An 11,032-nucleotide genomic window follows, 5' to 3' on the forward strand; every position below is an offset into this window, starting at 1 on the left:
GAACACGAAGCCATCACGCCTTGTCGAGGAGCAACCGAAGGTTGTTTCGCACGACAGCCGATAGGCGGCAGAGCAGGCGGATTCCGCCCGAGCAGAAGGAGCACACCATGGCAGCAAACGATCGCGAAAAGGCCCTCGACGCGGCACTCGCGCAGATCGATCGTCAGTTCGGCAAGGGCGCGATCATGCGCATGGGCAGCCAGGAGCGCGCTCCGGTCGAGGTGATCCCGACCGGTTCGATCGCACTGGACGTCGCGCTCGGCATCGGCGGGCTCCCGCGCGGCCGCATCGTCGAGATCTACGGCCCGGAATCCTCGGGCAAGACCACGCTCACGCTGCACGCGATCGCGAATGCGCAGCGTGCCGGCGGTATCGCCGCGTTCATCGATGCCGAGCACGCGCTCGACCCCGAGTACGCGCAGAAGCTCGGCGTCGACATCGATTCGCTGCTCGTCTCGCAGCCCGACACGGGTGAGCAGGCGCTCGAGATCGCCGACATGCTGATCCGTTCGGGGTCGGTCGACCTCATCGTCATCGACTCGGTCGCGGCGCTCGTGCCGAAGGCCGAGATCGAGGGCGAGATGGGCGACAGCCACGTGGGTCTGCAGGCCCGACTCATGTCGCAGGCGCTCCGCAAGATGACGGGTGGTCTGAACCAGACCAAGACCACCGCGATCTTCATCAACCAGCTCCGCGAGAAGGTCGGCGTCTTCTTCGGCAGCCCCGAGACGACCTCGGGCGGCAAGGCGCTCAAGTTCTACGCGTCGGTCCGTCTCGACATCCGCCGCATCCAGACCCTGAAGGACGGCCAGGACGCGGTGGGCAACCGCACCCGAGTCAAGGTCGTCAAGAACAAGATGGCTCCCCCCTTCAAGCAGGCCGAGTTCGACATCCTCTACGGTGTCGGCATCTCCCGCGAGGGCTCGCTCATCGACTTCGGCGTCGAGCACGGTCTCGTCAAGAAGAGCGGCTCCTGGTACACCTACGACGGCGATCAGCTCGGGCAGGGCATGGAGAACGCGCGCCGCTTCCTGATCGAGCACGCGGACGTCGCCGCCGAGATCGAAGAGAAGATCCTGGTGAAGCTCGGCGTCAACGGGCGCATCGAAGCCGACGCGACCGCGTTCGAGGGCGGCGAAGCCGCGGACGACGTACGCATCGGGGCCTGAGCATCATGGCGGTTCGCTTTCTGCCGCCTCCCGAGGACCGGTCGGCGGCAACCGCCGCCGACCGGGGCGACCTCGCCGAGGTGATCGAGTTCCGTTCGCGGCTCGGCAGCGCCTCCGCGTCCGGCGGGCAGAGCGGGGCGACCGAAGCCGAGGCAGAGGCCGAAGCCGAGGTCGATCCTGAGGCGTCGCGCGAAGCGGCGGCCGCGGCTCCGAGCCCTCGGAGCAACGTCGTCGAGGCCGCGTTCGGGCGCAACACCGCCGGCTCGCGGCGGGGCGGCGGAACCGGTCGCGGCACCGCTTCCGAAACGGCCGACGTCGACGCGCACGAGGCTTCCGAAGAGACCGACGACGGTCCGACCCGCACGGCGAACGAGGACGCGGTGCGCCTCCTCGCTCGCCGGGCCCGGTCCAGCGGCGAACTGCGGGGCGAACTCATCGCTCTCGGACACGACCCGAACGAGGTCGACGACGTGATCGACGAGTTCGTGCGGAGCCTCTACCTCGACGACCTGGGCCTGGCACGGGTCGTCACGGAGAAGCTGCGCGAGAGCAAGCGGGCGAGCCGGGCTCAGATCCGGCAGAAGCTGCGCGAGCGGAAGTTCGAGGACGAGGCGATCGAGACCGCGCTGGGCGAGCTCGACGACGACGAGGAGTTCGCGCTGCTGCGTCGTACCGCGCTCGAGCGCGCGCGTCGTCTCGGCGGCGTCGACCGGCAGACCGCCGAGCGTCGACTGCTCGGCTTCCTCGCACGGCGCGGGTGGTCGGGCGAGCCCGCCGTTCGTGCGGTGCGCGATGCGCTCGACGGCACCGGCGCCCGCTCCGCGGGATCCCGCCCCTCGGGCGGCCGCGGATCGAGCGTTCGCTTCGAATAATCGAGCGTTCGCTTCGACGAGGCGGGCACGGGCGGTCCTTGCGCGCGCGACGGCCTCGGTAGACTCTGAGCATGTCAACCGTCGTCTCCGAACCCACTGAGATCGCACCGTCGCCCGCCGCAGTCCGGGCCGACGGCACCCCGCGCAGCTACGCGGTGCGCACCTTCGGATGCCAGATGAACGTGCACGATTCCGAGCGCCTCTCCGGCTCGCTCGAGTCCGCGGGCTACGTGCGCAGCGACAGCGATGACGCCGACGTGATCGTCATCAACACCTGCGCCGTGCGCGAGAACGCCGACAAGAAGCTCTACGGCACGCTCGGCGCCCTCGCCGGGGTCAAACGCGAACGCGACGGCGGCATGCAGATCGCCGTCGGCGGCTGCCTCGCGCAGAAGGACCAGCACACCATCGTTGAGAAGGCCCCCTGGGTCGACGTCGTGTTCGGCACCCACAACATGGGATCCCTGCCCGCACTGCTCGAACGCGCCCGCCACAACGACGAAGCGCAGATCGAGATCCTCGAAGCGCTCGAGACCTTCCCCTCCACGCTGCCGACCAAGCGCGACTCCGCATCGAGCGGCTGGGTCTCCATCTCCGTCGGCTGCAACAACACCTGCACCTTCTGCATCGTGCCGACCCTCCGCGGCAAAGAGAAGGACCGGCGGCCCGGCGACATCCTCGCCGAAGTGCAGGCCCTCGTCGACGACGGCGCCATCGAGGTCACCCTGCTCGGCCAGAACGTCAACACCTACGGCGTCGAGTTCGGCGACCGGCAGGCGTTCGGCAAACTGCTCCGCGCCATGGGCGAGATCGACGGGCTCGAACGAGTGCGCTTCACGAGCCCGCACCCCGCCGCGTTCACCGACGACGTCATCGCGGCAATGGCCGAGACCCCGAACGTGATGCCGTCGCTGCACATGCCGCTCCAGTCGGGCAGCGACCGCGTGCTGAAAGCGATGCGCCGCTCCTACCGCAGCACCAAGTTCCTCGGGATCCTCGACCGCGTGCGCGAGCAGATCCCCGACGCGGCGATCACCACCGACATCATCGTCGGCTTCCCCGGCGAGACCGAAGAGGACTTCGCCGAGACCCTGCGCGTCGTCGAAGCCTCGCGATTCTCCAGCGCCTTCACGTTCCAGTACTCGATCCGCCCCGGGACCCCCGCCGCCACCATGGAGGACCAGATCCCCAAGGCCGTCGTGCAGGAGCGCTACGAACGCCTCGTCGCGCTGCAGGAGCGTCTCTCCCTCGAGGAGAACGAAGCTCAGATCGGACGTCGCATCGACGTGCTCGTCTCCGTGGGCGAGGGCAAGAAGGACACCGCCACGCGGCGCCTGTCGGGCCGCGGCGAAGACAACCGCCTCGTGCACTTCGCTCTCCCGGAGGGCGCCGAGGAACCCCGCCCGGGCGACGTCGTCACCGTGGGCGTGACCGCGGCCGCACCCCACTTCCTCATCGCCGACGACACCTCGGGCTACTCGGTGCGACGCACTCGCGCCGGCGACGCCTGGGACCGTCGCCAGGCCGAGAGCTGCGGCGTTCCCGCTCCGAGCTCCGCCGGCGCCGCCCGGCAGGTCGGCCTCGGCATCCCGACCATCCGGACCGCGTGACCGACTCGCCCGCCCCGGAGCGTCCGCGGATCTGGGCCGTCGTCGGCGCGACCGGCACCGGCAAGACCGCCCTCTCGCTCGACCTCGCCGAGCGGCTCGACGCCGCCGGCACGTCCGCCGAGATCGTGAACGCCGACGCCATGCAGCTCTACCGCGGCATGGACATCGGTACGGCGAAGCTCCCCGAGGCCGAACGCCGGGGGATCCCGCATCACCTGTTCGACGCCGTCGACCCCCGTGAGGAGGCGACCGTCGCCTGGTACCAGCCGACGGTCCGGCGGACGATCGAACAGGTGCTCGGACGCGGCCATCACGCGATCCTCGTCGGCGGATCCGGGCTCTACGTCTCGAGCGCGATCTTCGACTTCCGCTTCCCGCCGAGGGACGATGCGCTGCGTGCCGAGCTCGAAGCACGGCTCGACCGCGACGGGGTCGGCCCGCTGCTCGACGAACTGCGCGGGATCGCCCCCGAAGTGGCCGACGCCGTCGACGCCAGGAACCCGAGACGGGTCGTCCGCGCGCTCGAGGTCGCACGACTCGGCGGCGACGCCCAGGTCGTGCTGCCGGACGCGCCGGAGCTCTGGCGACCCGAAGCGGGCGACGGCACCCGGATCATCGGCGTGCACTGCGAACGCGCGGAGCTCGTCGAGCGGCTCGACCGTCGCGTGGAGCGGATGTGGGCGGACGGCCTGCTCGACGAGGTCCGCGCGCTGATCCCGAGAGGGATCGAGCAGGGCAGGACCGCCGGCCGAGCGATCGGGTACGCCCAGGCGCTCGCGCAGATCGCGGGACGCACGAGCGAAGCCGAGGCGATCGCGGAGACCCAGGCGCTGACCCGCCGCTACGCGCGGCGCCAGGTCAGCTGGTTCAAGCGGTATCCGGGGATCGAGTGGCTCGACCGGCCCGAGGTCGACCGGATCGCGGGGCAGGCGGGCTGATCCCGGCACCCTCCGACGCGGCGACGCAGCGACGCAGCGGGCGTCGCAGCGCGGCCGGACCCGCTGCTATCGTTCCCGCATGGACGCGCGCATTCGAACCTTCGCCGAACCCGATACCGAAGCGGTCGTCGCGCTCTGGGAGACCTGCGAACTGACCCGTCCGTGGAACGACCCGCGCGCCGACATCGCCCGCAAGGCCACGGTGCAGCCCGAGCTGTTCCTCGTCGCCGAGCCGCACGCATCGGGCGGCATCATCGGGTCGGTCATGGCGGGCTACGACGGGCACCGCGGCTGGCTCTACTCCCTGGCGACGGATCCGGCCCACCGCGGGCGGGGGATCGCCCGCGCCCTGGTGGCGGAGGCCGAACGGCGGCTCGAGGCCATGGGGTGCCCGAAGGTGCAGCTCATGGTGCGCGTCGGGAACGACCGCGTGCACGGGCTCTACGACGCGCTCGGCTACGGGACCGACGACGTCCTGGTGCGCAGCCGGAGGCTGATCTCGGATTCCTGATCGCGGATTCCAGAGCCGAAGCCCGGCGCGCGGATCGAAGCCCGATCAGGGACCGATCAGAGGTCGATCCCGAACCTGCGTGCATGCAGCGCGCGCACCTCGTCGGCGAGCTCGGGAGCGGGGCCGGCGACGGGCACACCGGGAGCGACGGATCGGATCGGCAGCAGCGCGATGGGGGCCGGCGGGATCCGCCACTCGGCCGACCAGGCGGCGTACTGCTCGGTGCTCGTCGCGTAGACGATCTTGCCGAGCCCGACCCAGGCGTGCGCGGCCGAGCACATGGCGCAGTGCTCGCCCGAGGTGTAGGTCACGCTCGCGGACCGCTCCTCGGGGGTGAGGTGCTCGGCGGCCCACCGGGCGATCTCGAACTCGGGGTGCCGGGTCGCGTCGCCGTGCTTCACCCGGTTCCGATCCTCGAATCGCACGGTTCCCGCGGGATCGACGAGCAGCGAGCCGAAGGGCTCGTCGCCGTCCTCGAGCGCCTCGCGGGCGAGTTCCACGCAGCGTCGCAGGTGCACGAGATCTTCGGGCGTCAGCGCGTCCGGGACGGAGTCGGTCATGCCGTCACGCTAGCATCGCGCGCATCGATCCGGCACGCAGGAGCCAGCCCTAGACTGGGATCATGACGACCCTCGCGTTCACCAAGGGCCACGGCACGGGCAACGACTTCGTGCTCTTCACCGACCCCGAGGGGGAGTCGCCGCTCACCCCCGAGCAGATCGCCGCGATCTGCGACCGGCGCTTCGGCATCGGTGCCGACGGCGTGATCCGGGCGGTCCGATCCCGGGCGCTCCCCGAGGGGGCCGCGATCCTCGCCGAGGAGCCCGAGGCCGAGTGGTTCATGGACTACTGGAACGCCGACGGAACCCCCGCGGAGATGTGCGGCAACGGCATCCGGGTCTACGCCCACTACCTCATCACCGAGGGGCTCGTCGCCCCCGAGCGGCGCGATACGCTGCCGATCGGCACACGCGCGGGCGTGAAGGACGTGCTCGCCGGGGTCTCGGGCTACACGGTGGATCTCGGCCGTTGGCGGCTCGCGCCCGAGCGGCTCGTCGCGGCGAGCGGGCTCGACGTCGCACGGCCCGGCCTCGGCATCGATCTCGGGAACCCGCACGTCGTGGTCGCCCTCGCAAACGGCGGAGAGCTCGACGGGCTCGACCTCGCCAAGATCCCGGCGCTCGATCCGCTGCCCGAGTCCGGCGCCAACGTCGAATTCGTCGTCCCCGAGGATCCGCTGCTCAAGAACGGTGTCGCGCACATCCGCATGCGCGTGCACGAGCGCGGCGTCGGCGAGACGCTGTCCTGCGGGACCGGGACCGCGGCCGCGGCGCTCGCGTTCCGCCACTGGGGCGGCGATGGGATGCCGAACCACTGGAGCGTGGAGGTGCCGGGCGGGCGGCTCGGCGTGCGCATGTTCCCGACCGAGGAAGGCGAGCACGTCTCGCTCAGCGGGCCGGCCGAACTGGTCTACCGCGGCGAGATCGACCTCTCGACGCTCTGATAACCCGGGCGGGTCTCCGGCGCACCGGGCGACTCCCGGACCCCGGAACGCCGAAGGGCGGTCCACCCCTCGGGGTGGACCGCCCTTCGGCGTTCAGCGGAGTGCGACTACTGGCAGGCCAGGTAGTCCTCCATCAGTGCCGAAGCGAGATCGCTCGACACGCTGCTGTAGTCCTTGAGCGAGTCCGCCGAGGGGTTCTCGAACAGGTTCGCGATCTTCTGGTAGAGATCCTTGTGCGCGCCGGTCGCGGCGTTCGCGAGCGCCTTGTAGTCGTCGATGGTGGTCTGGTCGGCCTTGCCCGTCGTCGGGTCGATGGTCGGGGTGCCGGCCTGCACCTTGTCGAGGGCCGCGCAGAACTCGGCCGACTGCGAACCGCTCGACGCGGACTCGCTGGGGGTCGACTCGGTGGTCTCGGTGGGGGCGATACTGGTCTGGCTGTCCTCGTACTGCTTCTGCGCCTCGGACGCCGCGGTACCGACGATGGCCGCACCGGTGACGAGGGTCACGATGAGGATGATCGTCGCGATGATGCCGCTGGCGACGCTGACGTAGCCGATGATCGTGCCGGCGAGCGCGAAACCGCGTCCGCGGCTGCCGTCGCGCTTGATCTGCTTCAGCGCGATGTGGCCGCAGATCACGCCGACGAGACCGACGAAGAACGAACCGATGAACGAGACCAGCGCGAGCGGGTTCATGGGCGCCTGGGGCGCGGGAACCTGGGCGCCGGGCTGCTGCTGGTACGGGGGCACCGGGGCGCCGGGGCCCTGCGGCGGAACCGGAGCGCCGGCGACCGGAGCGGGCTGCGGGGCGGGAGCCGCCGGCGGCACCGGTGCGCCCGCGACGGGAGCGGTCTGCGGGAACTGCACGGTCGGCTGCTCCGAGGCGACCGGGGGAACCGGCGGCACCGGGGGAACGGCGGGTGCGCTCGGCGCCGCCGGAGCGGGCGGCACGGTGGTCTGGGGCGCCTGGGGCTGGACGGGCGGCTGGTTCGGAGCCTGGTTCTCGGGCTGCTCGGGGGTCGTCACGATGCGATCTCTTCCGGGTCTGAGGGGGCGCCCGACGGGCGCGGATTTCGTTGGCGGGGAGAAAGAGAACACACCGGTTCGGCCCTGTCCCCGCAATGAGTGTATGCGGAGAATTCCACTTCGCGCAGCCGGGAGCAAAGCAAATCGAATATCGTGCGTGAAATGCGTCGCGAAGTAAGTTGCTCATTCAATTGAATGGGCAAGGAAAGTCACTCCGCGGAAAGCGCGGAGCGGTGGATCACCAGCAGTCGGCGCCGTCCTCCGTGAGCGCGTTGTCGGCGTCCGCCTGGAGCTGCTGCTTCTCGGCCGCGGTGAGCTTCGAGGTCCCGGACAGCATCGCGATGTAGTCGGTGTAGAGCTTCTGATGGGTCTCGGGCGCGATCTCGGCGACCTTCTTGACCGAGTCGATCAGCGTCTGCGGAGCCGGCTCGCCGATCACGTACGCGTCGACCTCGTCCCAGTAGGTGCTGAGCGCGTCGCACAGGGGCTGGTCCGCGGGGGTCGGGGTCACCGATTCCTCGCTGTACGGGGCGGAGCCGCCCTCGTCTCGGAGGTGGGATTCGGCGTTGCCCGCGGCAACGCCGATCGCACCGACCGCGAAGACGCCGAAGAGGATCAGGAACCCGACCGCGATCAGCTCGAACGCGAGCGTCACGTAGCCGATGATGGTGCCCGCCAGCGCGAATCCGTGCCCGCGTTCGCCGCTGCGCTTGATCTGCTTCAGCGCGATGTGGCCGCAGATGATGCCGACGAGGCCGATGAAGAACGAGCCGATGAACGAGACGAGCGAGAGCGCGTTGAGAGGCGCCTCGGGCTGCGGCTGGAACGGGGGCTGCGCGGGCCCGGGGTACGGGGGCTGCTGCTCGGAGAAGGGAGCGCTCGTCGTCGCGTCCGGGAGCCCGGTCTGGCTGGGGTCCTGCGGCGGGAACAGGTTCGACATCGTCTGTCCTTCGAGTTGCGGCCCCGGCGACTTCCGGGCGCTCGGGATCAGTCTAGGAGTGCGGGCGGTGCGGCGCTCTCAGGGAACGCGGAGTGGGGATTCCGCGGGTCAGTCGCGCTGCGCGCGGAGCACGTGGAATCCCTTGTCGCGGGCCATGCGATCCACCGCGAGCTCGGGGAAGGTCTCGCCGATCCAGCGCTGCAGGGAGTCTGCCCCGAGGTGCTTCGCGACGACCAGGTAGGCGGTACCGCCCGGCGCGAGGCGCGGCAGCCAGGTTCCGAGGATCTCGTGCAGCGCCGCCTTGCCGACGCGGATGGGCGGGTTCGAGCGGATCTCGTCGAAGCGGAGATCGCCCGGCACCTCGTCGGGGGAGGCGATGCGCACGGTGCCGAGGTCGAGCGCGCGCGCGTTCTCCGCCGCGAGCGTCCGCGCCCGCTCGTTGACGTCGATGCCCCAGACCTCCGCGTCGACGCCCGCCGCTGCGGAGGCGAGCGCCGCATCGAGCGCGATGGGCCCCCAACCGCATCCGATGTCGAGCACGCGCCCGGCGGGCGGGGCGGCGGCGAGGGCGCGCAGCAGCACCTCGGTGCCGCGATCCAGATGCTCGGGGCTGAACACGCCGCCGGCGGTCCGCACCGTGCGCTCCGCACCGCCGAGCATCGCCCGGATCTCGCGGGGGCGCAGGTCGCTGTCGGGGGACTCGCTGAAGTAGTGGCCGCTCATGCCCGGGACGCTCGCAGAAGGGGAAGTGCCATGGCCGAGAGCCTACCGGCACGCCCGCACGCCCCGGCCGCGGACGCTCTCGGCGAACGGGCCTGGTCGGGCGGCCGGGCGCGCCGTAGACTGGTGCCCGCATGACGAAACGCATTTCTGAGGATCCGGGCACCGACGTCACCGATCCCATCGAACGAATCCTGGCTCGCGCGAGCGGCTCCGGCTCCACCGGAGCGACGGTCATCCGCGACGGCGGTGTCGAGAACCTGACGGGCGGCGCGCAGGCGCTCGGCGACGAGGCGCACGATCAGCTCTCCGCCGACATCGACGCGATCCGCCTAGAGCGCGAACAGCGCGCCTCGCTGCGCCGCGTTCCCGGGCTCTCGACCGAGCTCGAGGACGTCACCGAGGTCGAGTACCGCCAGCTGCGACTCGAGAACGTGGTGCTCATCGGGGTCTACCCCCAAGGCAGCCTCGACGACGCCGAGAACTCGCTGCGCGAGCTCGCCGCGCTCGCCGAGACGGCGGGAGCGCAGGTGCTCGACGGCCTGCTGCAGCGGCGCCCGCACCCGGACAAGAGCACCTACCTCGGCAAGGGAAAGGCGCACGAGCTCGCCGAGCTCGTCGCGAGCGTCGGCGCCGACACGGTGGTGGCCGACACCGAGCTCGCGCCCAGCCAGCGGCGCGCGCTCGAGGACGTGGTGAAGGTCAAAGTGATCGACCGCACCGCGGTGATCCTCGACATCTTCAGCCAGCACGCGAAGAGCCGCGAGGGCAAGGCGCAGGTCGAGCTCGCGCAGCTCGAGTACCTGCTGCCGCGCCTGCGCGGCTGGGGCGAATCGATGTCCCGCCAGGCCGGCGGCCAGGTCGGCTCCGGCGGTGCGGGCATGGGATCGCGCGGCCCCGGCGAGACCAAGATGGAGCTCGACCGGCGCAAGATCCACACGCGCATGGCGAAGCTGCGCAAGCAGATCGCGGGCTTCGCGCCCGCGCGCGAGGCCAAGCGGGCCAACCGCAAGCGCGGCGAAGTACCGTCGGTCGCGATCGCCGGGTACACGAACGCCGGCAAGTCGAGCCTGCTCAACCGACTGACGGGCAGCGCCGCGCTCGTGCAGAACCAGCTGTTCGCCACGCTCGACACGACCGTCCGGCACGCCGAGACCGCCGACGGGCGCACGTTCACCTACAGCGACACCGTCGGGTTCGTGCGGAACCTGCCGCACCAGCTCGTCGAAGCGTTCCGGTCCACCTTCGAGGAGGTCGGCGACGCGGACGTCGTGCTGCACATCGTCGACGGCTCGCACCCCGATCCCGAGTCGCAGCTGCGCACCGTGCGCGACGTGATCGCCGAGGTCGACGCCCAGGGCATCCCCGAGATCGTCGTGTTCAACAAGTCCGACCTCATCGACGACGCCCAGCGGCTCGTGCTGCACGGCCTCGCGCCCGACGCGGTGTTCGCGTCCGCGCGGACGGGCGAGGGCATCGAAGAGCTGCGCGCGCGCATCGACGCGGCCCTGCCGGTCCCGGACCGCGAGGTCGACGTCGTGATCCCCTACGACCGGGGCGACTTGGTCGCGGAACTGCACGAGCGCAACCGCGTGCTCGAGACCGAGTACGTCGAGACCGGCACCCGGATGCGCGCCTTCGTGACCGGCGAGACGGTGGCGAAGCTGGAGCCATTCCTGCGCGCCGGATAGCGGATCGGAGGGGTCCGCCGCAGACCCTGCGGTAACACTGGGAAACTGGGTA

11 protein-coding genes are annotated in these 11,032 nt (G+C 70.8%); 7 read left to right on the forward strand and 4 right to left on the reverse strand.

Annotated features, from left to right (window positions below; genetic code table 11):
* Positions 1-107: 107 nt before the first annotated feature.
* From recA to ABD169_RS08205, 5 genes are all read left to right on the forward strand, one after another.
* Positions 108-1,169, forward strand: coding sequence for a recombinase RecA (recA, locus tag ABD169_RS08185; RefSeq protein WP_344031283.1), 1,062 nt, complete (start codon positions 108-110; stop codon positions 1,167-1,169).
* Positions 1,170-1,174: 5 nt separating this feature from the next.
* Positions 1,175-2,041 (forward strand): regulatory protein RecX, encoded by an 867-nt coding sequence (locus ABD169_RS08190; protein WP_344031285.1) that lies wholly within the window; start codon positions 1,175-1,177, stop codon positions 2,039-2,041.
* Positions 2,042-2,112: 71 nt separating this feature from the next.
* Positions 2,113-3,651 (forward strand): tRNA (N6-isopentenyl adenosine(37)-C2)-methylthiotransferase MiaB, encoded by a 1,539-nt coding sequence (miaB, locus tag ABD169_RS08195; RefSeq protein ID WP_344031287.1) that lies wholly within the window; start codon positions 2,113-2,115, stop codon positions 3,649-3,651.
* A complete protein-coding gene (gene miaA, locus ABD169_RS08200) occupies positions 3,648-4,589 on the forward strand; it encodes a tRNA (adenosine(37)-N6)-dimethylallyltransferase MiaA (RefSeq protein WP_344031289.1) in 942 nt (313 codons plus the stop codon). Before miaB ends, miaA begins: the two co-directional genes overlap by 4 nt.
* A gap of 79 nt (positions 4,590-4,668) precedes the next feature.
* Positions 4,669-5,100 (forward strand): GNAT family acetyltransferase, encoded by a 432-nt coding sequence (locus tag ABD169_RS08205; protein WP_344031291.1) that lies wholly within the window; start codon positions 4,669-4,671, stop codon positions 5,098-5,100.
* 56 nt (positions 5,101-5,156) lie between these two features.
* Here ABD169_RS08205 and ABD169_RS08210 read toward each other — a convergent pair whose 3' ends face one another.
* Complete coding sequence (locus ABD169_RS08210; protein WP_344031293.1) at positions 5,157-5,660, reverse strand: nucleoside deaminase; 504 nt, start codon at positions 5,658-5,660, stop codon at positions 5,157-5,159.
* Positions 5,661-5,722: 62 nt separating this feature from the next.
* Between ABD169_RS08210 and dapF the strand changes: the two genes are divergently transcribed.
* A complete protein-coding gene (gene dapF, locus ABD169_RS08215; protein ID WP_046455864.1) occupies positions 5,723-6,604 on the forward strand; it encodes a diaminopimelate epimerase in 882 nt (293 codons plus the stop codon).
* 107 nt (positions 6,605-6,711) lie between these two features.
* Here the strand turns inward: dapF and ABD169_RS08220 are convergent, their stop codons facing one another.
* From ABD169_RS08220 to ABD169_RS08230, 3 genes are all read right to left on the reverse strand, one after another.
* Positions 6,712-7,629 carry a DUF4190 domain-containing protein gene (locus ABD169_RS08220; RefSeq protein ID WP_344031296.1) on the reverse strand — a complete coding sequence of 306 codons (918 nt, stop codon included), beginning with the start codon at positions 7,627-7,629 and terminating at the stop codon, positions 6,712-6,714.
* A 238-nt stretch (positions 7,630-7,867) separates the two neighbouring features.
* The gene (locus ABD169_RS08225; protein WP_344031298.1) at positions 7,868-8,569 is read right to left on the reverse strand and encodes a DUF4190 domain-containing protein; all 702 of its coding nucleotides are present in this window, start codon (positions 8,567-8,569) and stop codon (positions 7,868-7,870) included.
* A gap of 108 nt (positions 8,570-8,677) precedes the next feature.
* Positions 8,678-9,292 carry a class I SAM-dependent methyltransferase gene (locus ABD169_RS08230; protein ID WP_344031300.1) on the reverse strand — a complete coding sequence of 205 codons (615 nt, stop codon included), beginning with the start codon at positions 9,290-9,292 and terminating at the stop codon, positions 8,678-8,680.
* A 131-nt stretch (positions 9,293-9,423) separates the two neighbouring features.
* Between ABD169_RS08230 and hflX the strand changes: the two genes are divergently transcribed.
* Positions 9,424-10,980, forward strand: coding sequence for a GTPase HflX (gene hflX / locus ABD169_RS08235; protein ID WP_344031302.1), 1,557 nt, complete (start codon positions 9,424-9,426; stop codon positions 10,978-10,980).
* Positions 10,981-11,032: the final 52 nt, after the last annotated feature.

It is taken from the genome of Leucobacter iarius (assembly GCF_039530105.1).
Lineage (GTDB): Bacteria > Actinomycetota > Actinomycetes > Actinomycetales > Microbacteriaceae > Leucobacter > Leucobacter iarius.

Excerpts from the sequence above, each read along its gene's own strand:
- recA (WP_344031283.1), top strand. The coding sequence starts at position 108 with ATGGCAGCAAACGATCGCGAAAAGGCCCTCGACGCGGCACTCGCGCAG.
- ABD169_RS08190 (WP_344031285.1), top strand. The coding sequence starts at position 1,175 with ATGGCGGTTCGCTTTCTGCCGCCTCCCGAGGACCGGTCGGCGGCAACC.
- miaB (WP_344031287.1), top strand. The coding sequence starts at position 2,113 with ATGTCAACCGTCGTCTCCGAACCCACTGAGATCGCACCGTCGCCCGCC.
- ABD169_RS08205 (WP_344031291.1), top strand. The coding sequence starts at position 4,669 with ATGGACGCGCGCATTCGAACCTTCGCCGAACCCGATACCGAAGCGGTC.
- ABD169_RS08210 (WP_344031293.1), bottom strand. The coding sequence starts at position 5,660 with ATGACCGACTCCGTCCCGGACGCGCTGACGCCCGAAGATCTCGTGCAC.
- dapF (WP_046455864.1), top strand. The coding sequence starts at position 5,723 with ATGACGACCCTCGCGTTCACCAAGGGCCACGGCACGGGCAACGACTTC.
- ABD169_RS08225 (WP_344031298.1), bottom strand. The coding sequence starts at position 8,569 with ATGTCGAACCTGTTCCCGCCGCAGGACCCCAGCCAGACCGGGCTCCCG.
- ABD169_RS08230 (WP_344031300.1), bottom strand. The coding sequence starts at position 9,292 with ATGAGCGGCCACTACTTCAGCGAGTCCCCCGACAGCGACCTGCGCCCC.
- hflX (WP_344031302.1), top strand. The coding sequence starts at position 9,424 with ATGACGAAACGCATTTCTGAGGATCCGGGCACCGACGTCACCGATCCC.